18 protein-coding genes are annotated in these 22,238 nt (G+C 69.9%); 10 read left to right on the top strand and 8 right to left on the bottom strand.

The window, feature by feature from the left end:
* Nucleotides 1-544: 544 nt before the first annotated feature.
* Entirely contained in the window at nt 545-2,500 is a 1,956-nt protein-coding gene (gene dnaA / locus ACFVHO_RS03155) for a chromosomal replication initiator protein DnaA (protein WP_385709418.1), read from the bottom strand.
* A gap of 375 nt (nt 2,501-2,875) precedes the next feature.
* Between dnaA and rpmH the strand changes: the two genes are divergently transcribed.
* The 9 genes from rpmH to ACFVHO_RS03110 all read left to right on the top strand — a co-directional run bounded on the left by rpmH (nt 2,876) and on the right by ACFVHO_RS03110 (nt 9,915).
* Nucleotides 2,876-3,013, top strand: coding sequence for a 50S ribosomal protein L34 (rpmH, locus tag ACFVHO_RS03150; protein WP_016644655.1), 138 nt, complete (start codon nt 2,876-2,878; stop codon nt 3,011-3,013).
* Nucleotides 3,014-3,033: 20 nt separating this feature from the next.
* Complete coding sequence (rnpA, locus tag ACFVHO_RS03145) at nt 3,034-3,405, top strand: ribonuclease P protein component (RefSeq protein ID WP_385709415.1); 372 nt, start codon at nt 3,034-3,036, stop codon at nt 3,403-3,405.
* Nucleotides 3,402-3,761, top strand: a complete 360-nt coding sequence (gene yidD, locus ACFVHO_RS03140; protein WP_030357762.1) for a membrane protein insertion efficiency factor YidD — start codon at nt 3,402-3,404, stop codon at nt 3,759-3,761. Before rnpA ends, yidD begins: the two co-directional genes overlap by 4 nt.
* Nucleotides 3,762-3,764: 3 nt before the next feature.
* Nucleotides 3,765-5,099 carry a membrane protein insertase YidC gene (gene yidC / locus ACFVHO_RS03135; RefSeq protein WP_385709411.1) on the top strand — a complete coding sequence of 445 codons (1,335 nt, stop codon included), beginning with the start codon at nt 3,765-3,767 and terminating at the stop codon, nt 5,097-5,099.
* A gap of 14 nt (nt 5,100-5,113) precedes the next feature.
* Nucleotides 5,114-5,629: a R3H domain-containing nucleic acid-binding protein gene (locus tag ACFVHO_RS03130; RefSeq protein WP_030357764.1), complete on the top strand. Its 516-nt coding sequence runs from the start codon at nt 5,114-5,116 to the stop codon at nt 5,627-5,629.
* Nucleotides 5,630-5,728: 99 nt separating this feature from the next.
* Complete coding sequence (rsmG, locus tag ACFVHO_RS03125) at nt 5,729-6,445, top strand: 16S rRNA (guanine(527)-N(7))-methyltransferase RsmG (protein WP_289948484.1); 717 nt, start codon at nt 5,729-5,731, stop codon at nt 6,443-6,445.
* A 316-nt stretch (nt 6,446-6,761) separates the two neighbouring features.
* The gene (locus tag ACFVHO_RS03120) at nt 6,762-7,838 is read left to right on the top strand and encodes a ParA family protein (protein WP_289955842.1); all 1,077 of its coding nucleotides are present in this window, start codon (nt 6,762-6,764) and stop codon (nt 7,836-7,838) included.
* The gene (locus ACFVHO_RS03115; RefSeq protein ID WP_385709404.1) at nt 7,835-8,959 is read left to right on the top strand and encodes a ParB/RepB/Spo0J family partition protein; all 1,125 of its coding nucleotides are present in this window, start codon (nt 7,835-7,837) and stop codon (nt 8,957-8,959) included. Before ACFVHO_RS03120 ends, ACFVHO_RS03115 begins: the two co-directional genes overlap by 4 nt.
* Before the next feature lie 338 nt (nt 8,960-9,297).
* Nucleotides 9,298-9,915 carry a GNAT family N-acetyltransferase gene (locus ACFVHO_RS03110; RefSeq protein WP_385709401.1) on the top strand — a complete coding sequence of 206 codons (618 nt, stop codon included), beginning with the start codon at nt 9,298-9,300 and terminating at the stop codon, nt 9,913-9,915.
* Nucleotides 9,916-10,038: 123 nt separating this feature from the next.
* Here ACFVHO_RS03110 and trxA read toward each other — a convergent pair whose 3' ends face one another.
* From trxA to ACFVHO_RS03075, 7 genes are all read right to left on the bottom strand, one after another.
* Nucleotides 10,039-10,371 (bottom strand): thioredoxin, encoded by a 333-nt coding sequence (gene trxA, locus ACFVHO_RS03105; RefSeq protein WP_030357769.1) that lies wholly within the window; start codon nt 10,369-10,371, stop codon nt 10,039-10,041.
* Between the two features lie 49 nt (nt 10,372-10,420).
* On the bottom strand, nt 10,421-11,383 hold the full coding sequence (trxB, locus tag ACFVHO_RS03100) for a thioredoxin-disulfide reductase (protein ID WP_385709397.1): 963 nt from the start codon (nt 11,381-11,383) through the stop codon (nt 10,421-10,423).
* Nucleotides 11,384-11,577: 194 nt separating this feature from the next.
* Nucleotides 11,578-12,612: an anti-sigma factor family protein gene (locus tag ACFVHO_RS03095; protein WP_385709394.1), complete on the bottom strand. Its 1,035-nt coding sequence runs from the start codon at nt 12,610-12,612 to the stop codon at nt 11,578-11,580.
* Nucleotides 12,609-13,370, bottom strand: coding sequence for an RNA polymerase sigma factor SigM (sigM, locus tag ACFVHO_RS03090; protein ID WP_385709391.1), 762 nt, complete (start codon nt 13,368-13,370; stop codon nt 12,609-12,611). The genes ACFVHO_RS03095 and sigM overlap by 4 nt, the downstream gene beginning before the upstream one ends.
* 42 nt (nt 13,371-13,412) lie before the next feature.
* Nucleotides 13,413-15,125 carry a serine/threonine protein kinase gene (locus ACFVHO_RS03085; RefSeq protein ID WP_385709389.1) on the bottom strand — a complete coding sequence of 571 codons (1,713 nt, stop codon included), beginning with the start codon at nt 15,123-15,125 and terminating at the stop codon, nt 13,413-13,415.
* 118 nt (nt 15,126-15,243) lie between these two features.
* A complete protein-coding gene (murJ, locus tag ACFVHO_RS03080; protein WP_385709386.1) occupies nt 15,244-17,964 on the bottom strand; it encodes a murein biosynthesis integral membrane protein MurJ in 2,721 nt (906 codons plus the stop codon).
* Nucleotides 17,965-18,011: 47 nt separating this feature from the next.
* Nucleotides 18,012-20,480, bottom strand: a complete 2,469-nt coding sequence (locus ACFVHO_RS03075; protein ID WP_385709383.1) for a DUF6049 family protein — start codon at nt 20,478-20,480, stop codon at nt 18,012-18,014.
* A gap of 227 nt (nt 20,481-20,707) precedes the next feature.
* On the opposite strand from ACFVHO_RS03075, the gene ACFVHO_RS03070 reads away from it, so the two are divergent.
* Complete coding sequence (locus ACFVHO_RS03070; RefSeq protein WP_385709380.1) at nt 20,708-22,177, top strand: CCA tRNA nucleotidyltransferase; 1,470 nt, start codon at nt 20,708-20,710, stop codon at nt 22,175-22,177.
* Nucleotides 22,178-22,238 lie beyond the last annotated feature (61 nt).

The following is a 22,238-nucleotide window of genomic DNA, read 5'->3' as shown; positions in this document are numbered from 1 at the left end:
GCACAGGAGGCGGGTACTTCTCCCCAGCCCTGTCCCCAGCTTTACCCAGCTTCCCCACAGGCCAACCCGGCACCTTTGTGTGACGCCTTTCACTCGTCCCGGTGAGAGGGCGCGTCGCATTGCCGAACAGTGGACAGCCCTGTGGGGAAGCCGGGGAAAGCTGGGGACAACCGGGCCGCTCCTGTGGGCCGTCGGTGGACAACTCCGGACCGGCCCTGTGGACACGATCTTCATCCACAGTCTGTGGAGAGTCTTCGTCCACGAATCCACAACCGTCTGACCTGGCCTGATGATCAATCAGCAGGGTCCCCTGTGGACACGATCTGGACAACTCTCCAGTCCCCAGGGTGTGGAAGGAGCAAAGGCCACAGATCTGTGGAGAACGTTCTCGATGCGAGCGGTATTCGAACGGCAGGTGTCGGGGAGGTCGCGGCCGGGCTGCGCGTTCCGTTGTGCACAGCTGTGGGTACGCGCGCGTGGGCAACGAAAAGGGCGCTCCGGCATGTGCTCCGGAGCGCCCTGAGGCCGCGTAAGGCCTTGGCTGTCAGCCGTTCTTGATGCGGTTGGTCAGCTCGGTGACCTGGTTGTAGATGGAGCGGCGCTCGGCCATCAGCGCGCGGATCTTGCGGTCGGCGTGCATCACGGTCGTGTGGTCGCGGCCGCCGAACTGCGCGCCGATCTTGGGCAGCGACAGATCGGTCAGCTCCCGGCAGAGGTACATGGCGATCTGGCGTGCCGTCACCAGGACCCGGCTGCGCGAGGATCCGCACAGGTCGTCCACCGTGAGGCCGAAGTAGTCCGCGGTCGCCGCCATGATGGCCGTCGCCGTGATCTCCGGGGCCGCGTCCTCGCCCCCTGGGATCAGGTCCTTGAGGACGATCTCCGTGAGGCCGAGGTCCACCGGCTGCCGGTTGAGCGACGCGAACGCCGTGACCCGGATCAGCGCACCCTCCAGCTCACGGATGTTCCGCGAGATGCGGGACGCGATGAACTCCAGGACCTCCGGCGGGGCGTTGAGCTGCTCCTGTACCGCCTTCTTACGAAGGATGGCGATACGCGTCTCCAGCTCCGGCGGCTGGACGTCGGTGATCAGACCCCACTCGAAGCGGTTGCGCAGCCGGTCTTCCAGAGTCACCAACTGTTTGGGCGGCCGGTCGCTGGACAGCACGATCTGCTTGTTCGCGTTATGGAGCGTGTTGAAGGTGTGGAAGAACTCCTCCTGCGTCGACTCCTTGTCCGCGAGGAACTGGATGTCGTCGACCAGCAGGATGTCCATCTCGCGGTACCGCTTGCGGAAGCTGTCGCCCTTGCCGTCGCGGATGGAGTTGATGAACTCGTTGGTGAACTCCTCGGAGCTCACGTAGCGCACGCGCGTGCCGGGGTACAGGCTGCGGGCGTAGTGCCCGATGGCGTGCAGCAGATGCGTTTTGCCGAGTCCGGACTCCCCGTAGATGAACAGCGGGTTGTACGCCTTGGCGGGCGCCTCGGCCACCGCGACCGCGGCCGCGTGCGCGAACCGGTTCGAGGCGCCGATGACGAAGGTGTCGAAGAGGTACTTCGGGTTCAGGCGCGCCGTGGGCTCACCGGGGCCCGTCGCCGGCGCGGGCTGCGCGGCCAGCGGCCCCGGGGCGCCGCTCGACGCGGGCAGCGGGGTGCCACCGCGGCCCACGGGACCGCCGTGCCCCGCCTGTCCCCCGTGCCGCCCGGTGCCGCCGTGCTCGCCCGCACCCGCGCCGCCGGACGGCTCGGGCATCCCGTGCCGCTCCCGGCGGTCGTGCTGGTCGTGCCGGTCCTGCTGCTGGCGCTCCGGGAGCTGCTGGTCGTAGGGCCCGCGGTCCTGCGGCTGCGGGCGGTAGTCGTGCTGGGGCTGCTGGGGCGGGCTCGCGTACGGGTCGCGCTCGGGGTAGCCGAGGCGGGGCTGCTGCCAGCCGTAGTCGTCCTGGGGCTGCTGCGGCCAGGCGCCGGGGCGCTGGTAGTCCGGGTAGGCGGGGCGGGCCGTCGGCAGCTGGTCGGGGCGGCCGCCGTGCTCGTCGGCGGGGCGGCGGCCGTAGCCGTCGTAGGTGTCATGCCCCTGACCGGAGGGGGTCGGCTCCTGGTCCTCGTACCGCGGCGGGCGCTCCTCGTACCGGGAGGGCTGGTCCTCGTACCGGGGCGGCTGCTCCTCGTAGCGGGGCTGCTGCCGGGGCTGCTGCTGGACCGGGGGCGCCGGCGGGGTCGGCTCGCCCACGGAGTCGTCGACCGTGATGGCGATGCGGATCGGGCGGCCGCACTCGCGGCTCAGCGTCTCGCTGACGACGGGGGCGAGACGGCCCTCGAGGACGCCCTTGGCGAACTCGTTCGGCACCGCGAGGAGGGCGGTGTCGGCGACGAGGGCCAGCGGCTGGCACCGTTTGATCCAGTGCTCGTCCTTCGCCTCGACCCCTTGCCCCCGTCCCTCTCCGAGAAGTTGTTCCAGAACCCGTGGCCACACTGCGGCAAGATCGGCAGGTACGTCAGCCACAGGGCACGCTCTCTCACAGGTCCCACGAAGGTGTGGTTCTTGGGACGGGTAGGGACGGAAGTCGACGGGGGCAGGGGGAAGGGAACGAAACGGAGTTCAGCCACGGTAGTCAGGGCGACGGGTGCGGTTCAAGTTGTTGTCCACAGGCTGTGCACAGTGTCTCTCCATGACGGCTGGTTTGACCGGATGGCGTAGCCCCGCGTACCGTAACCAGGTCGAGTTGTCGATGGCTGCTGCCGCCTGCCTCCGATGGGCAAAGATCACGATCTGTGATTGTGAAGCGGTGCACTCGGTGCGTATGCGAGCTTCTCGTGGGCGCACGGTGACAGCCAGGCGATGCCCCGCCACCACACACATCATTTCTGGAGCCCCCGAGTGAGCAAGCGCACCTTCCAGCCGAACAACCGTCGTCGCGCGAAGACCCACGGCTTCCGGCTGCGGATGCGCACCCGTGCCGGCCGCGCCGTCCTGGCGTCCCGCCGTAGCAAGGGTCGCGCCCGCCTGTCCGCCTAAGCGCATTAGGTCATGACGTCGTGCTGCCTACCGAGCATCGGCTGAGGCGGCGCGAAGACTTCGCGACCGCGGTACGACGGGGTCGTCGGGCCGGACGCCCGCTTCTCGTCGTCCATCTACGTAGCGGTGCAACGGACCCGCACGTGTCGGGGGAGAACCTTCCCCCGACACGTGCGGGTTTCGTCGTGAGCAAGGCCGTGGGTGGAGCCGTGGTCCGCACCGCGGTCAAGCGCAGACTCCGCCACCTCATGCGCGACCGACTGGCCTCGTTGCCCCCCGGTAGCCTGGTAGTCGTACGAGCGTTGCCCGGTGCGGGTGATGCCGACCATGCACAGCTGGCCCGAGACCTGGATGCCGCCCTTGAGCGGCTGCTGGGAGGGGGCGCGCGATGAAGTACCCGCTGCTGGCGCTGATCAAGCTGTACCAGTGGACGATCAGTCCACTCCTCGGCCCAGTCTGCAAGTACTACCCGTCGTGCTCCCACTACGGCTATCTGTCCATCGATCGGCACGGCGCGATCAAGGGCACAGCGCTCACTGCCTGGCGCATCCTGCGGTGCAATCCGTGGTCGCTCGGCGGTGTCGATCATGTACCGCCGCGCAAGCGCCCGCGGTGGCACGAGATGCTGCGCGCCGCCTGGCGCGAACGCAAGGGCGGGCCCTCCGCCGCTGGCGTGCCGTCCGGAGACCTTCCCCCGGCTCCCACGAGCCCGGCCGCCGAGACCCCGTCCCATGCTCAAGGAGCTTGATTAGTGGACACGATTGCCGGTTTCTTCAGCTTCATCACGACACCCGTCTCCTGGGTCATCGTGCAGTTCCACAAGCTGTACGGTGCGATCTTCGGCCCTGATACGGGCTGGGCCTGGGGCCTGTCGATCGTGTCTCTGGTGATCCTGATCCGCATCTGCTTGATCCCGCTCTTCGTGAAGCAGATCAAGGCGACCCGGGCCATGCAGACGCTGCAGCCCGAGATGAAGAAGATCCAGGAACGCTACAAGAGCGACAAGCAGCGTCAGTCCGAAGAGATGATGAAGCTGTACAAGGAGTCGGGTACCAACCCGCTCTCCTCGTGCCTTCCCATCCTGGCGCAGTCGCCGTTCTTCTTCGCGCTGTACCACGTGCTCAACGGCATCGCGTCGAACAAGAAGGTCGGCGTCATCGACCAGCAGCTGCTGGACAGCGCCCGTGACGCCCACATCTTCGGTGCCCCGCTCGCGGTGAAGTTCACGGACAGCGCCGACAAGGTCGCCTCCCTCGGCGCCTCGCTGACCGACGTGCGCGTCGTGACCGCGCTCATGATCATCCTGATGTCGGCGTCCCAGTTCTTCACCCAGCGCCAGCTGATGACGAAGAACGTCGACACCACGGTGAAGACGCCGTTCATGCAGCAGCAGAAGATGCTGATGTACGTCTTCCCCATCATGTTCGCCGTCTTCGGCATCAACTTCCCCGTCGGTGTCCTCGTCTACTGGCTGACCACCAACGTGTGGACCATGGGCCAGCAGATGTACGTGATCCGCCAGAACCCGACCCCGGGCTCCAAGGCCCAGGCGGCCTACCTGGAGCGCCTGCAGAAGCACGTCACCGAGGCCAAGAAGACCCGCAGCCGTGGCCAGTCCCGCGCCATCAAGGCCATCGTCGCCAAGGGCCGCGACCGCAACGAGTACGAGCGCAAGTTCATCAACGGCCTGAACAAGGCCGGACTCGCGGCCCAGGCCGACGGCACGGTCGTGGTCAGCGACACCGTGACCACCACCACCGAGGACGGCACTCCGGCCGCCGGTGGCGCGCCCAAGCGGCAGCAGCCCAAGCGCCAGAGCAAGGCCAAGCGCCAGGCCGGTCCGACCGCCGGAGCCGCGAAGACGGACGCGGAGCCCGGCGCCAAGCCCTCGCTGACCAAGTCCGAGGACGGTTCCGCCGACCAGGCCGCCAAGGACGCGAACAAGTCCGGTGAACCCAAGGACGCGGGCACCAAGGGCAAGCCCGGCACCTCCGGTGGTCAGCAGCCCGGCCAGGGCACCCGCAGCAAAGCCAAGTCCGGGCAGCGCAAGGGCCAGCAGCGGCCCAAGCACCCGTCCAAGAAGTAGAAGGAGTCCATCCCGTGACGGAAGGCACCACCACCTCCGCCGCTGCTGAGGCAGGCGACACCATGACCCGCCTTGAGCAGGAGGGGGAGATCGCGGCGGACTACCTCGAGGGTCTGCTGGACATCGCCGACCTCGACGGCGACATCGACATGGACGTCGAGGCCGACCGCGCCGCCGTGTCGATCATCAGCGACGCCGGCAGCCGTGATCTGCAGAAGCTGGTCGGCCGCGACGGCGAGGTCCTGGAGGCGCTCCAGGAGCTCACCCGGCTCGCGGTGCACCGCGAGACCGGCGACCGCAGCCGCCTCATGCTGGACATCGCGGGCTACCGCGCGAAGAAGCGTGAGGAGCTGTCCGAGCTCGGCGCCAACGCCGCGGCCGACGCGAAGAGCTCCGGCGAGCCGGTGAAGCTCAAGCCGATGACGCCCTTCGAGCGCAAGGTCGTGCATGATGCGGTCAAGGCCGCCGGCCTGCGCAGCGAGTCCGAGGGCGAGGAGCCCCAGCGCTTCGTCGTGGTCCTCCCCGCCTGATCACACGCGTTTTCCCCGGCCCCGTCTGTCCGCAGGCGGGGCCGGTCTTTGTCAGCCTGATAGTCAGCGAACCCAGTGCGGTACGGAAGGACGGTCCCCGTGACGGAGGCAGCGGAGCTCCCCCCGGCGCCGGAGCAGGCGCGGACAGTTTTCGGTGAGCGGTTCCCGGACGCGGTTCGTTATGCGGAGCTGCTGGCCGAGACGGGCGTGCAGCGCGGCCTGATCGGCCCCCGTGAGGTTCCCCGCCTGTGGGAGCGGCACCTGCTGAACTGCGCGGTGCTGTCCGAGGTGGTGCCCGAGGGCGTGACCGTGTGCGACGTGGGCTCCGGCGCGGGCCTGCCCGGCATCCCGCTCGCCCTGGTCCGGGAGGACCTGAAGATCACGCTGCTCGAGCCGCTGCTGCGACGCACGAACTTCCTGACCGAGGTCGTCGAGCTGCTCGGGCTCGACCATGTGACGGTCGTCCGGGGCCGCGCCGAGGAAGTCCTCGGCAAGCTGCCGCCCGTCCATGTGGTGACCGCCCGCGCCGTGGCCCCGCTGGACCGGCTGGCGGGCTGGGGTGTGCCGCTGCTGCGGCCGTACGGCGAGATGCTGGCCCTCAAGGGCGACACCGCCGAGGAAGAGGTCAAGGCAGCGGGCGCTGCCCTGAGCAAGCTCGGCGCGGAGTCCGTCTCCGTCGTGCAGGTGGGCGAGGGCGTGGTGGATCCGCTGTCCACCGTGGTGCGGGTCGAGGTCGGGGAGAGCCCGGGTGGCGTGCGCTTCGCGGCCAAGCGGGCCAAGGCCGCACGGGTGGGGCGGACGCGGCGCCGTCGCTGAGAGGCGATGAGATCGGCGGGTCCGTCGCTGGTCCGCCGCTGGTCCGGTCGCTGATCCGTCCTGACGACGAGCCGTACTCCACAAAAGCTGTCAAACGTACGCATACCGGGGTGTCGCACCAGCGGCACCCCGGTCGCCGTGCATCGTGTTTCACGTGAAACGTCGCTCACTGCTGCATGGCATCATCAGCCGCGGCCGCGCTGCGGAACCCCGCGAACGTCGGCCGCTTGGTTCCCTCGACAAGGGCACGGAGTTGTCCACAGAGGGGGATTCGTCCACAGAAGACCGGGCCTCGCTGGTTCACGACCCCGAAAGCATGGGAGGCTCTGTTCATTGCGAGCCTGAAGTCGAGGAGAGTGAATCCTTGCGGTCCGACGCCAACATCGCGGGACCGATGACCGATCCGGTCCCCGGTCCCCGTACCGAGTCGGCGGGGGAGGATGTTTCACGTGAAACACCGAGCCCGATGGACGACACCCCCATTGGTCGTGCCGCCCAGCTGGCGGTGGAAGCCCTGGGCCGTGCAGGCGAGGGCCTGCCGCGACCGGATCAGACCCGAGTCATGGTGGTCGCCAACCAGAAGGGCGGAGTGGGCAAGACGACGACAACCGTCAACCTTGCCGCTTCGCTCGCTCTGCACGGCGCGCGCGTTCTGGTGATCGACCTCGATCCGCAGGGCAACGCGTCCACGGCTCTCGGTGTCGACCACCACGCCGAAGTCCCCTCCATCTACGACGTGTTGGTCGAGAGCAAGCCTCTCTCCGAAATCGTCCAGCCCGTTCCCGACGTCGAGGGCCTCTTCTGCGCGCCGGCGACCATCGATCTCGCGGGTGCGGAGATCGAGCTGGTGTCCCTGGTGGCACGGGAGAGCCGGTTGCAGCGGGCGATCCAGGCCTACGAGCAGCCGTTGGACTACATCCTCATCGACTGCCCGCCGTCGCTGGGGCTGTTGACGGTCAACGCTCTGGTGGCCGGTGCGGAGGTACTGATCCCGATCCAGTGCGAGTACTACGCACTGGAGGGCCTGGGGCAGCTCCTGCGCAACGTCGACCTGGTGCGCGGGCACCTCAACCCGCTCCTTCATGTGTCGACCATCCTGCTCACCATGTACGACGGCCGGACCCGGCTGGCGTCGCAGGTGGCGGACGAGGTGCGCAACCACTTCGGCGACGAGGTGCTGCGCACGAGCATCCCGCGCTCCGTGCGCATCTCCGAGGCACCCAGCTACGGCCAGACCGTGCTGACCTATGATCCGGGCTCCAGCGGTGCCCTGTCGTACTTCGAGGCGGCACGCGAGATCGCCCTGCGCGGAGTCGGCGTGCGCTACGACGTGCAGCACGCCCACGTGGGCAACCAGAACGAACAGCAGAACATGACGGAGGGGATGCAGTGAGCGAGCGACGGAGAGGGCTGGGCCGTGGTCTCGGCGCTCTGATCCCTGCGGCTCCTACGGAGAAGTCGGCGGCCCCGGCCGCGGGTGGAGGCTCCACCTCGCCCTCGGCCGTGCCGGTGCTCACCGCTGAGCGAGGTGTGGCGGCCGCGAAGGTGGCCTCGCTTCCCCAGCACCCCGTTTCCCAGGAGCCGGACGAGCCCACGAACGCCACCGTGGCCGAGGAGCCGATGCGCCCGGCCGGAGCGCACTTCGCGGAGCTTCCCCTCGACTCCATCAAGCCCAACCCGCGGCAGCCGCGTGAGGTGTTCGACGAGGACGCCCTCGCGGAGCTGGTGACCTCCATCAAGGAGGTCGGCCTCCTCCAGCCCGTCGTCGTACGGCAGTTGGGGCCCGCGCGCTACGAGCTCATCATGGGCGAGCGGCGCTGGCGGGCCTGCCGTGAGGCGGGTCTGGAGCGCATCCCGGCGATCGTCCGGGCGACGGAGGACGACAAGCTCCTCCTGGACGCGCTCCTGGAGAACCTGCACCGCGCCCAGCTGAACCCGCTGGAAGAGGCCGCGGCCTACGACCAGCTGCTCAAAGACTTCAACTGCACGCACGACCAGTTGGCCGACCGCATCGGGCGTTCGCGTCCGCAGGTCTCCAACACACTGCGGCTCCTCAAGCTCTCGGCGACGGTGCAGCGCCGGGTCGCCGCCGGTGTCCTCTCCGCGGGCCACGCCCGGGCGCTGCTGGCCGTGGAGGACCCGGAGGAGCAGGACCGGCTCGCGCACCGCATCGTGGCCGAGGGGCTCTCGGTGCGTGCCGTGGAGGAGATCGTGACCCTCATGGGGTCGCGGCCGCAGAGCAAGCCCAAGGCGAAGGGCCCCCGCGCCGGCACGATCGTCTCCCCTGCCCTGACCGGTCTGGCCACACGCCTCTCCGACCGGTTCGACACCCGGGTGCGCGTCGATCTGGGCCAGAAGAAGGGCAAGATCGTCGTCGACTTCGCCTCCCTGGAGGACCTGGAGCGCATCCTCGCCACGCTCGCCCCGGAAGAAGGCCCGGTGCTCAGGAACGGGCTCGCCGAGGCCGAGGCCGAAGCTGAGGCCGAGAACGCCTCGGAGGACGAGCGGGACTGAGGCCCATGAGGTCACGGGTGAGGCCCTAGGACGAAGTGTCCTGAACCTCCTGAGAGCAGGTCGTGTCCGGTGTGTGCCGGAACACGGCCTGCTCTTTCCTTTCTTACGGTTTCGGCGCAATCGCTTCGTGGATACGATGCGATCGGGTACGGCGCATCCACCTGACGGCACCTCTTAGGGGAGGCAGGGGCCATGCGATCGGTGAGCCGCACAGGACTGATGACCGCCGGGCTCGGGCTCGGGGCGGTCGGTGGTTTCGTCGGCAGCCTGCTCCGGGAACGGAGCGCACTGACAGCCGCTCGTGGCGCCGCGAGCGAAGGAAGTGAGGAACCGCCTTCATGGGGCGACGGCTCGTACCGCTCACGCTGGACAACCTTCCGGACCTTCCCAAGCGTTGCCGCACGTGTGTCTTCTGGGAGCTGGACCCGGTCAGCGGACAGGCCGCGGTAAAGGCCGGTACGCCGGAGCTGGAGAAGGAGGCGTGGATCTCCGCCGTCCTGCTGGAGTGGGGGTCCTGCGGCCGCGTGGTCTACGTCGACGACGTGCCCGTGGGCTTCGTGCTCTACGCACCGCCCGCGTATGTGCCGCGCTCGACCGCCTTCCCCACGAGCCCTGTCTCGCCCGACGCCGTGCAGCTGATGACCGCCTGGATCATGCCGGGCTATCAGGGGCAGGGGCTCGGCCGCGTCATCGTGCAGACCGTCGCGAAGGATCTTCTGCGCCGAGGGTTCAAGGCCATCGAGGCGTTCGGCGACGCGCGCTGGGAGAAGCCGGCCTGTGTACTGCCCGCGGAGCATCTGCTGGCCGTGGGCTTCAAGACGGTCCGCCCACACCCCTCCTACCCGCGACTGCGGTTGGAGCTGCGGACGACGCTGTCGTGGAAGGAAGATGTCGAGCTGGCCATCGACCGGCTCCTCGGGGCGGTCCAGAAGGAACCAGCGCTCCGACCGCTGTAGGCCGAGCACCCGCACTGCGCCGCCGTAGGCCGGGCGGCAAACGGCGAAGGGGCCAACCCGGTGAGGTTGGCCCCTTCGTGTTTCACGTGAAACATCGCCTGCCGCCATCGCGGCACACGTCGACTACTCGGCGATGAAGTCTTCCAGGTCGCGCACCAGGGCCGCCTTCGGCTTGGCACCGACGATGGTCTTGGCGACCTCGCCACCCTGGTAGACGTTCAGGGTCGGGATCGACATGACGCCGTACTTGGCGGCCGTCGCGGGGTTCTGGTCGATGTTGAGCTTGACGATCTCGATCTTGTCGCCGTGCTCGGCGGCGATGGCCTCGAGGGACGGCGCGATCTGGCGGCACGGGCCGCACCACTCGGCCCAGAAGTCGACCAGTACGGGCTTGCTGCTCTTGAGCACGTCCTCCTCGAAGGAGGCATCAGTCACGTGCTTCAGGGTTCCGGCCACGAGGGGCTCCTAACTTGGTGCTGCGGTGGGGCTGGCGGGGTCAGTCGGGTCAGACAGTCGCGGCGGCAGCGTTCTCGCTGTCCACGGCGGCGGCGAGGAAGCGCTCGGCGTCGAGAGCCGCGGAGCAGCCGGTGCCCGCAGCCGTGATCGCCTGGCGGTACGTGTGGTCGACGACGTCACCGGCACCGAAGACGCCGGAGAGGTTCGTCCGGGTCGACGGGGCGTCGACCTTCAGGTAGCCCTCGTCGTCCAGGTCCAGCTGGCCCTTGAAGAGCTCGGTGCGCGGGTCGTGGCCGATCGCGATGAACAGACCGGTCACCGGCAGCTCGGAGGTCTCGCCCGTCTTGAGGTTGCGCAGGGTGAGGCCGGAGAGCTTCTGCTCGCCGTGGATCTCGGCGACCTCGCTGTCCCAGATGAACTTGATCTTCGGGTCGGCGAAGGCGCGCTCCTGCATGGCCTTGGAGGCACGGAGGCTGTCGCGGCGGTGGACCACGGTCACGGACTTGGCGAACCGGGAGAGGAAGGTGGCCTCCTCCATCGCCGTGTCACCGCCACCGATCACCGCGATGTCCTGGTCCTTGAAGAAGAACCCGTCGCAGGTCGCGCACCAGGAGACGCCACGTCCGGAGAGGGCGTCCTCTCGCGGCAGGCCCAGCTTGCGGTGCTGCGAGCCCGTCGTGACGATGACGCTCTTCGCGCGGTGCACCGTGCCGGCCGTGTCCGTGACCGTCTTGATCTCACCCGACAGGTCGACGGCTACCACGTCGTCAGGGACGAGCTCGGCACCGAAGCGCTCGGCCTGGGCCCGCATGTTGTCCATGAGGTCGGGGCCCATGATGCCGTCCCGGAAGCCCGGGAAGTTCTCCACATCGGTGGTGTTCATCAGCGCACCGCCCGCGGTGACGGCACCTTCGAACACCAGGGGCTTCAGCGAGGCGCGCGCGGTGTAGAGCGCCGCCGTGTAGCCGGCGGGCCCGGAGCCGATGATGATCACGTTACGGACGTCGGTCACGGCTTGATTCCTCGTCTCTGGGGACTACTGCGTACTGCCGGGGGCCTGTCTCAGGACTCTCACCCCACCCAACGGATCCTACGGGGCGAGCATTCCCCACGTGTCCGAGCACACGGAAGGAGCGCGTGCCGGGGCACGGGAAGGGAGCCCGGCACCGAGGCCGGGAAACAGGTCAGGAGGGGGTCCTGAACGCCTCAGGGGCGGGCGTAGGACTCCGTGAGCAGGACCTTGCCCTTGGCGTCGGGCGACGCGGACGGGCTCACGCAGGCGGCATCCACGACGTACGCAGAGACCTTCGCGCCGTCGGTGTCGTGCGGCACCACGACGAGGTAGGCGTTCGTTCCCTCGTACGTGCCCTTGCTGGCGGCCAGGGGCGTACGACCGCCGAGGCCCTTCTCGATGCAGGCGGGCACCTCGACGTACTCCTCGCGCATCGTGGAGCCCTTCTGCGGGGTTCCCTCAGGGCTGGACCGAGTGTCGAAGGAGGGCTTCTTGCCCCCTGTGTCCGTGCCCGAGATCTTCTGCTCCTCCGAGAGGAGGTCGGAGACCTGCGCTTCGAGCTTGCTCTTCGAGAAGGTGTCCTTGCCCGTCGAGGAGGCGGTGGTGGAATCCGTCGAGTCATCGCTCCACGGCTGGATCAGCAGGGCACCCAGGCCGAGGGCAGCGGCGGTGAAGACGGCGCCGAGCATCGTCGTGCGGCGTCGGCGGCTCCGCAGACGTCCGCCGCGACCCGGGCCGGTGGCCGCCCGCGGGTGTCCGGCGGGGCCGTGCGCCGAAGGGCTGCTCGTGGTCGAGGTCGGCAGGGCGCCGGATCCGGCGGTCGGCTTGGGCGCGTCCGTGGGCGATGTTTCACGTGAAACATGCGCGACGGGCTCGACGGTGGTTTCACGGCCGGAGTCGGCGGCAGCGTCGCTTTCGCGGTCGGAGCCGTCGAGGCTCACCCCCTCGACTTCGGTGACGGTCGCCGTGGCCGTCGAGTCAAGGAGTGCTTCCGCCGCCAGGGCCGCGTCAATGCGCTCCGCGACGTCGGTGGGCATGCGGGTCGGCCCGGGCAGCGAACCGAGCATGCCGCGGATCTCTTCGAGGGACGCGTAGACATCGGCGCAGAGCGGGCAGTCGTCCAGGTGCTGCCGCACGTCCAAGGTGCGCGACGGGGAGAGCAGGCCTTCGGTGAGGTCGGAGATCTCGGCGACGTCCGGGTGCCCGGCTGAGTCTGTCGTCGTGGTCACGCTCGTCCACCTCCGCCCTTCACTGCCGCTGAGTCGCTGGGTCCCGCATCCGGAGGAGGCCCCGCGTCCTGAGGTTCCGCTGCCGGTGGGACGGTTGTCCCCTCGGTCCGGTTCCGTCCCGGGGCGTTCTTTCTGGGGGCGTCCTCGTCACCGCTGCCCGTGTCGTCCTCACGCTGGGACGGTGCTTCCGTCCGCAGGTGCGTGAGAAGCGGCAGGAGCCGGGCTCTGCCGCGCGCGCAGCGGCTCTTCACTGTGCCGGTCGGAACGTCGAGCACGCGGGCCGCCTCGGCCACGGGATAGCCCTGCATGTCCACCAGAACGAGGCAGGCGCGTTGATCGGGCGGCAGGGTGCCGAGCGCTTCCAGGAGCTCCCGGTGCAGATCACCGCGCTCGACGGGTGCCGCGGCCGACTCGTGGGGTTCGAGGAGCTGGTCCAGGCGCTCGGCGTCGTCGACGGGAGAGGTCTTCCGGGACGCCGCTTTGCGCGCCCGGTCGAGGCAGGCGTTCACGGTGATGCGGTGCAGCCAGGTCGTCACGGCGGACTGGCCGCGGAACGTGTGCGCGGCGCGGTAGGCGGAGACGAGGGCGTCCTGGACGGCGTCCGCGGCCTCCTCGCGGTCCCCCAGGGTGCGCAGGGCCACGGCCCACAGCCGGTCGCGATGGCGGCGGACGATCTCACCGAAGGCGTCCTTGTCGCCTTCGACATGGCGGGCAAGGAGCTCCTGGTCGCCCAGCTCACCGAGCTCGGTGCTGTCCAATGTGGAACCCCTCCCCTCGCCCCTCAGCGTCCGCCGGACCGGTCAGCCCTTGAACTTCACGTCCGTGATGCCCTGCTTGTAGCCCGCGCTGTAGTAGCCGTCCGTACCGGACTTCGGCACGTGCGTCATCCAGAGAAGCACGTACTGCGTCTTGACCGGCTTGTCGGCCTTGATCGTCAGGTTGATGCCCGTGGTCGTGCCGTCACCGATCTTCTTCATCGAGTCGACCGTCCCGGACGGTGACAACGAGTCGGCCGCGTACAGCGCCGCCGTCGTCTTGTGGCCCGGGTACTTGAGGCCGAGCGACGCAGCCGTGACGTTCTTCGCGGAGCCGAGGTCGTAGACGATGCCGACGCCCGTGCGGTACGGGGCGAGCCGAGGGCCGTCCACGTACGACTTGGTGCGCCAGAGCGTGGAGGTGTCGCCGTCGTACGTCTTCGAGACGTTCTCGGGGTCCTGCAGCTTGCCGCCGAGCGTGGACTCCTGCGCGTTCTGGATCGCGATCGGCTTCGGCGGCTTCGGCTGCTTCTTGTCGTCGCCGTCCGTCGTCTTCGTCGTGCCGGAGTCGCCGTTCTTGTTCTGGTCCATCAGCGCGTCCGCGAGCTGCCAACTGCCCAGGCCCAGCGCGGCGATGAGCAGCGCGGAGACGGCCCACTTGAGGGCCTTGCCGGTGCGGCTCTGCAGCGGGGGCGGCGGGGCGGGGACGGCCTGGGTGGTGCCGGGGGGCGGGGCGCCGCGGCCGTAGTTGCCCTGCTGGTACGTCGTGCGCTGGTACTCCGGAGGAGCCGTGAAGGCGGGCTCCGGGGGCCGGATGCGGGGCAGTTCCGCGATGGCCTTCACCAGGTCGTCCGGCGTGGGGCACGCGGGCTCCTGGCGGGACGCCGTCGCACCGTCGTTGGCGAGCGCACGCATGGCGAGCTCCGACAGGCCGCGGTGCACCCCCGCGCGGACCTGGTCCGGCGGGAGCAGGCCGACGCCCTTGGGCAGGCCGGACAGGCCGTAGGCGTCGCTGTCGTAGGGCCAGCGCTGGGTCAGCGCTGCGTACAGCAGGGCGCCGACGGCCTCGGTGTCCGCGCGCTGCGGGGTCTCGGAGCTGATGCCGCGCAGCGCGGCGTTCACGGCGAGGCCGCGGATGCGGTACTGGCCCGAGGAGGTACGCAGCACGGCGCTCGGGGTCAGCCGCAGATGCGCGAGGCCCTCGCGGTGGGCGGCGGCCATCGCCTGGGTGACCTGGCTGACGAGTTGGTAGGCGTCGTGGGCCTCTAGGGGTCCTGCCGCGAGCAGCGCGGTCAGTTCCGTGGCGTCGGGCAGCCACTCGTGCACGACGTAGACGAGGTCGTTCTCCTCGACCGCGTCCAAGACCTGCACGAAGCGGGGGTCACCGAGCAGCGCCGCGGAACGGGCCGCGGCGAGCACCGAGCGGGCCCGGGGATGGTCGGCGGGCAGCAGGTGCACACCCACGGCCCGGCGCAGTTTCTCGTCGACCGCACGCCAGCTGCTGAAACCGTCCAGACGGGTGACGCACTCTTCGAGGCGATAACGTCTGGCGAGTTTGTGACCGCTGTGCAGTTCCGGGGGAGTCGTCACCCCGGGCGGGCTGGTGGGCTCGTTCGTGTTGGCTGTTCCGTCGTCCGCCGTGTCCCGCTCCCGGGTCTGGGCCACCCCGTCGGCCGTGGACTGCTCCGCCTGCGCGGTCAGCGGCTCGTCGCCGCTGTTGTCTGCCACGTCGACGGCAGCCGTGCTCCGTTCCGCCACCGTCGTTCCTGCCTCCCCATCCGTTGCGCTTCGTCAGACGCCAAAGCCAATTGTGCCCACAGTCCGGCGCTATGCACGACACGCGGTGGCCGACGATGGTTGTGCGGACTCCTTCACATCAGCGCCCCAGTCGTCCGCGCACCATACCGACCAGCGAGTTCAGCTCCTGGATCCGCATGCGCCGCGCGGCCACGAAGAAGACCCCGAAGAGCACGGCCAGACCGACGATCAGCGCGGCCAGCGAGCCGATGACCCCCTGCCCGAGCGCCTTCGTGATCGCGTACCCGGCCCCGGCGCCGAGAATCGCCCCCGGCACGGAGGCCAGCGCGAGACGGGCGTACGTACGGATCACGTTCGCCCCGTCCAGGTCGCCGCCCAGGCGCTTGCGCAGCCGCTGCCAGGCCACGCCCACACCGATCGCGTACGCGGCGCCGTAGGAGAGAGCCATGCCCGCCACGGCCCAGCGGGCGGGCAGCACCAGGTAGCAGACCCCGGAGGCGGCGGCGTTGAAGGCGGCCACGATGACCGTGTTGTAGAAGGGGGTGCGGGTGTCCTCGTACGCGTAGAAGGCGCGCAGGACGACGTACTGCACGGAGTACGGGATCAGGCCGAGGCCGAAGGCCATCAGCATGTAGCCCATGCGAGTGGCGCCGTTGACGCCGGACGAGCCGAAGATGAGCGTGCACATCGGGATGCCGAGTGCGAGGAAGCTGAAGGCGATCGGCACGATCGCGACGGCCGAGGTGCGCAGGCCCTGCGAGATGTCGTCGCGCACGGCCCCGGTGTCGCCCTCGTGCGCCGAGCGCGACAGCCTCGGCAGCAGGGCGGCCATCAGGGAGACCGTGATGATGGCCTGCGGGAGTCCCCAGATGAGCTGGGCGTTGGCGTAGGCGGAGAAGCCGGTGCCGTCCATGCCGGAGTGCTTGACCGCCGCGGTGCCCAGCTGGGTCACGACGATCGCGCCCGCCTGGTTGGCGAGGACGAAGAGCATCGTCCACTTGGCCAGCATGGCGGCCTTGCCGAGCCCCTGGCCCTTCCAGTCGAAGCGCAGCCGCAGCTTGAAGCCGGTCTCGCGCAGGTAGGGGAACATCGCGAGCGACTGCACGACGAGCCCGAGCAGGACGCCGACACCGAGCAGCTTCACACCGTCGTCGGGGATCGACGTGACGCGCATGCCCGACTTCTCGGAAGTGCCGTACACCCAGAGGAACATGCCGAGCGTCGCGATGATGACGATGTTGTTGAGGACCGGGGTCCACATCATCGCGCCGAACTTCCCGCGGGCGTTGAGGATCTGCCCCATCACGACATGGATGCCCATGAAGAAGATCGACGGCAGGAAGTAGCGGACGAAGGTGATGGCGACCTCGTTGGCCGCCGGGTCGCTGGCGACCGGCGTGGAGAGCAGGTGGACCAGCAGCGGTGCGGCGATCCAGCCGAGCACCGTGAGCACACCGAGCGCCACCATGACGAGCGTCAGGAGCCGGTTGGCGTACGCCTGGCCGCCGTCCGCGTCGTTCTTCTGGGCGCGCACGAGCTGCGGCACGAAGACCGAGTTGAGGCCGCCGCCGACGGTGAGGATGTAGATCATCGTCGGCAGCTGGTAGGCGACCTGGAAGGTGTCGCCGAGCAGGCCGATGCCGAGCGCCGAGACGATCATCGCCGAGCGGACGAAGCCGGTGAGGCGGGACACCATCGTGCCCGCGGCCATCACGGCGCTGGACTTCAGCAGGCTGGACGCGCGGCCACCGGACTTCCCCGCGGGCGCCGCGGGGGCCGACGAGGGCGCCTTGGCGGGCGCCGGGACGGCCGGTGCCTCCTGTCCCGCGGGCGGGCGCGTGCCGCCCTGCTGCGGCTCCTGGTAGTAGCCGCCCTGGTTCGGGTCCGGGTACTGGCCGGGATCCGGGTACTGGTTCGGGTCCTGGTAGTAGCCACCGGCCTGCTGGTTCGCGTACGGGGCGCTCTGCTGCGCGTACTGGGCGCCCTGCTCGCCGTACGCGGGGTCGCTCTGCGGGTACGCGTACGGCGTGCCGTGCTGCTGGTCCGCGTAGGCGCCCTGCTGGTGGGCGTACCCGGCGCCGGGCTGCTGCTGGTCCGGGTAGGCGGCCTGGCCGGGCTGCTGCTGGTAGGGATAGGCGGCGCCCTGCTGGTCCTGGTAACCGGCGGGCTGCCCTTGGTACCCGGCGCCGGGCTGTCCCTGGTAACCGCCCGCCTGCGGGTCCTGGTAGCCGGGGTGCTGGCCCTGGTATCCCCCGCCCTGCTGTCCCTGGTACGGGGCGTTCTGCTGGCCCTCGTAGCCCTGCTGGGCGCGTGGGTCTGCGGCCTGGGGGTCGCCGTAGCCGCCGGCCCGCGGGTCGCGGTGTCCGCTGCCCTGCTGGTCCCGGAAGAGGTGAGCGAAGGCGTCCGGCTGGTGCCGCTCCTCGCCCGCCTGGGTGACGAGGTCGTCCACGCCCACGTACTGCGTGGTGCGCGGGTCGTCGCCGTAGGGGAGGTGACGGGTGGTGCCGTCCGGCTCCGGCGGCGGGGTCTGGGCCCAGACGCGGGGGTCCGGCTGGTACTGAGCCGACGGCGGCTGGGCGTAGAGCTGCTGCGGGTCGGGGTAGCTGCCGGGCGGCGGCGGGGGGTGGGCCGCGCGGTCGTAGAGCGCCTCGGCCACCGGGTCCTGGGCCGAGAGGTCCTGGGCCCGGTAGGGGTCCTGGGCGTACGCGTCCTGGAGGTAGGCGTCAGGCGCGTGCTGCGGCGGCACCTGACCGTCATCGTGAGGGCCGGGAGGCGGGTCCCCGGCCGCACCGGAGCTGCCCGCGCCCTGGCCGCGCTCACCGTCGTACGGCGCGTTCATGGTTTACCCCACCTCATGGTCCGCGGGCCCACCGGCCACGACATCGCTCAACGGTCCACTCTCTCACCCGTGTGCGAAGGCTCGGTGCTTTCCACAGCGGTGTCCGGTGTCGGGTCACTCGGCTGCTCGGGATCAGCCGAACCGGGGTCGGTGCCGGGAGAGGTGTCGGGGGTGGCGTCGGAATCACCGTCGGGGCCGCCGTCCGGGCCTGCCTCCGCCTGCCGCCGCGCCGCGCGCTTGCGCTGGGTGTACATGCGGAACCCGGCGAGGACGAGGAGCAGCACGCCGCCGCCGATGACCAGCATCACCGTCGCGGTGAACTCGGTGACGTTGACGTCGAAGCGGACCTCGTTGCCGTACGGCTCGCCGTCCTCGGTGTAGAGCTGGGCGTAGACCGTGACCGGGCCGTTGGCGTTGGCCGTGGTGGTGAACTTCACGGACTGGGTGTGGCCGCCGCCCGTGATCTTGACGGGCTGCTCCTCGTAGAGTCCGTCGCCGACCTTCAGGCGGGTGGGGTTGGTCGACGTCAGGCGCAGGACGAGGTGGTCGACGCCCTGGACCAGGTTGTTCTGCACCGTGACCGGGATGGTCGCGCTGCGGCCCGACAGCTTCACGTCGGACTTGTTGATCAGCTTCACCTGCTGGATGAGGCTCGTCAGATACCCCTGCACGCCCTTGCGGAAGTTCTGGGCGTCGGTCGGGCGGCCGCGCCACGACGTGGACATCTCGCGGTCCATGGCCCGCCCGAAGGGGGTGATGACGCGGTCCGGCTCGGAGAGGATCTGCTTGAAGCGGTCGAGCTTGCCCTGGGTGTTCTGGACCTCCTCGAACGCGGAGCGGGGCAGCTCCTGCTTGCGCAGCGACGAGGGGTAGGACCCGGCCGAGGGGACCTGGGTGGTGGCGTTCGGGTCCGGCTCGGCCTTCGCCGCCGCCGTCAGGGCCTGCGGCTGCGACCAGCGCTTGTCGTCGAGGGCGGCCAGCGCCCGCGCCATGGTCTGGGCCTGGCTGGCCGAGGGCATGCGCTGGGGGGCGACCACGATGCTGCGCTGCTTGTCCGGATCCTGCAGCGTGATCATGAGACTTTGGGCCAGGAACTCCTGGGTGGCGAGAGTGGAGTCCTCGGCCCCCGTCATGTCGCCGCGGAAGGCGGTCGAGAGGCGCGCGTCGGCGACCACGGCGGTCGTCCCGCCTCCGATGGGCCGCGCGGCGCTGGGCGTGTACAGCAGCCCGCCCGTCTCGCGCAGGCTGTCGCTGCGGGCGATCACCGAGTGGGCGCCCGCCGACGTGGCGACGTCCACGACCGACGGGTCGACCGCGCCCTCGGCGGGCCAGGCGAAGTCCGAGCTGGGCTTGACGTTGAGGATGTCCTCCACGGCCTGGGCGCCGACCTCGGTGGCTTCCTTGAGGTGGCCGAGCGAGCCCTTGACGGCCCTGCCGTTGTGGGCGAGCGAGGCGAGGTCGGGGTCGGCGAAGGGGAGCGCGACGACCTTCTTGCCCTTCACGGCCTTGTGGAGCTGGTTGAGCCACTGCTTCGCGACGGCCTGGTGCTTGCCCGCGACAGTCGTGCCGTCCGGCCCCTCGACGTCATAGCTCGTCGTCATCGCGTCGACGGAGACCAGCAGGTCCGGGTCGATGACCCAGGCGACGTCGAGCTGACTGCCGAGCGTCAGGAGCTGCTGCAGCCGCCCGCCCGTCTGGAGCTCCTTGGCCAGGCTCTCGTCCTTGAAGAGCGGCGTCTGCTCCTCGTCGGAGCGCGTCCTCGACGTGAGGTGCGTGGTGGAGATGAGCGGCCACAGGTACGTCGTCTTGGTCTTCGTGTCGGCCGCCCCGTCCTGCCACGGCAGGAAGGTCCGCTCGATGCCGAGCACCTGCGGGTAGGGCTGCGCGGCGGTCTGGCCGGTCAGCGTCACGCCGAGCTGGTACACGCCGTCCATGCTGAGGTGCAGGGCGCTCACGGGCACGGAGATGCTGAAGTCGTACGGGACTCCCGGGGCGAGCCGGGAGAACTTCTCCACGTACTTCCCGCCGACCTCGGAGCCGTCGAGCCCCGGCTGGTACGCGGTCCGCTTCGCGGCGCTGTCGATGTCCGTGCGGCCGCCCAGGGCGCTGCCCACGCGGAGGCCCACATGGGCGTCGGTGATCGCCTGGCGTCCCTCGTTGGTGATCTTGCCCGAGACGACGACGGTGTCGCCGTCGCGCGGCGCGCTGGGCGTGAGGGAGTCCAGGGACACGTCGACGGTGCGGGAGCCGGTGGGGGTGGCCTTCGTGCCCGTGGAGGCCTTGCGTGCGTTCGCGGCGCCAGTGTGCGCGCCCGCGGCGCTCGACGTGCCCACCGATCCGGTCGCGGTCGCCGTGCCCGTCGTCACCCCGCTGCCGGCGGCGTGCGCGGAAGAGCTCACGGGCACCTGGAGCAGCCCGGCCAGCAGTGGTGCCCCGGCCAGCAGTGTCGCTGTCCGCCGGAACCACCGGCGGGCAGGTGAGGGGCTGGTCCCCGGGAAATCTGCCGCCTCGGCCACGCGTTGCCCGTCCCTCGTCGTCGTCAGCTGTGTCGGTGGTAGTCGTTCGCTGCGTCCACGCATGGTAACGAGGTGCGCCGGGCCTAAGTGCCGCGGACTGGTCCACAAGATCGGAAGACCTGGCGGCGATGTCCACAAGGCCGGTGGTGAGCGCCGTGCGCGGCCCTGACGAGGCCCGTGGAAATCAAGGCGGCCCCGGGCGCCCGGGGCACGTACCCTTTTCTGTTGTGCCGAACGCCAACGAAGACAATCCCCGTGCCCTGAGCCAGGCGCAGGACCGCGCCGTGAGCGAGCTGCTGCGCGTCTCCCCCGTCGCGGACGACCTCGCCCGCCGTTTCCAGGAGGCGGGGTTCTCGCTCGCCCTGGTGGGCGGCTCGGTCCGGGACGCGCTCCTGGGCCGGCTCGGCAACGACCTGGACTTCACGACGGACGCCCGCCCCGAGGACGTACTGAAGATCGTCCGTCCGTGGGCCGACGCGGTCTGGGAGGTCGGGATCGCCTTCGGGACGGTGGGCTGCCAGAAGGACGCCCGGGTGGACGGCGCCGAGCAGCGCTTCCAGGTCGAAGTGACGACATATCGATCGGAGGCGTACGACCGGACCTCGCGCAAGCCCGAGGTGTCGTACGGCGACTCCATCGAGGAGGACCTCGTCCGCCGTGACTTCACGGTGAACGCGATGGCCGTGGCGCTCCCGGAGAAGACGTTCGTCGATCCGCACGGCGGCCTCGGCGACCTGGCCGAGCGCGTCCTGCGGACCCCCGGCACCCCCGAGGAGTCCTTCTCGGACGACCCGCTGCGGATGATGCGGGCCGCGCGCTTCGCCGCGCAGCTGGACTTCGAGGTGGCCCCTGAGGTCGTCGCCGCGATGAAGGCGATGGCCGGGCGCATCGAGATCGTCTCCGCCGAGCGGGTCCGGGACGAGCTGAACAAGCTCGTCCTGTCCGCCCACCCGGCCAAGGGCCTCGCGCTCCTCGTGGACACCGGCCTCGCCGACCACGTCCTGCCGGAGCTCCCCGCCCTGCGCCTCGAGCGCGACGAGCACCACCGGCACAAGGACGTCTACGACCACACGCTGATCGTCCTCGAGCAGGCGATGGCGCTGGAGACCGAAGGCCCGGACCTGACGCTGCGGCTCGCCGCGCTGCTCCACGACATCGGCAAGCCGAGGACGCGCCGCTTCGAGTCGGACGGGCGGGTCTCCTTCCACCACCATGAGGTGGTCGGGGCGAAGATGACCAAGAAGCGCATGACCGCCCTGAAGTACTCGAACGAGCTCATCAAGGACGTCTCGCGCCTCGTGGAGCTGCACCTGCGCTTCCACGGCTACGGCGAGGGCGAGTGGACGGACTCCGCGGTCCGGCGCTACGTCCGCGACGCGGGCCCGCTCCTCACCCGCCTGCACAAGCTGACCCGCTCCGACTGCACCACCCGCAACAAGCGCAAGGCCAACACTCTGTCGCGCGCGTACGACGGCCTGGAGGAGCGCATCGCCCGCCTCCAGGAGCAGGAGGAGCTGGACTCCATCCGCCCCGACCTCGACGGCAACGAGATCATGGAGATCCTGGCCGTCCGCCCCGGCCCCGCCGTCGGCCAGGCGTACAAGTTCCTGCTTGAGCTGCGCCTGGAGAACGGGCCGATGGAGCGGGACGCGGCGGTGGCGGCGCTCAAGGAGTGGTGGGCCGCGCAGGAGCAGTAGGGCCGGGCACGCGAGAGGGCGCTGTGTTTCACGTGAAACACAGCGCCCTCTCGATGTACGC

The organism is Streptomyces sp. NPDC127108, from assembly GCF_042677545.1.
In the GTDB taxonomy this organism is placed as follows: domain Bacteria; phylum Actinomycetota; class Actinomycetes; order Streptomycetales; family Streptomycetaceae; genus Streptomyces.
Note: the sequence above shows the minus strand (reverse complement) of the source record. Positions and strands in the feature narration are given on the sequence as shown.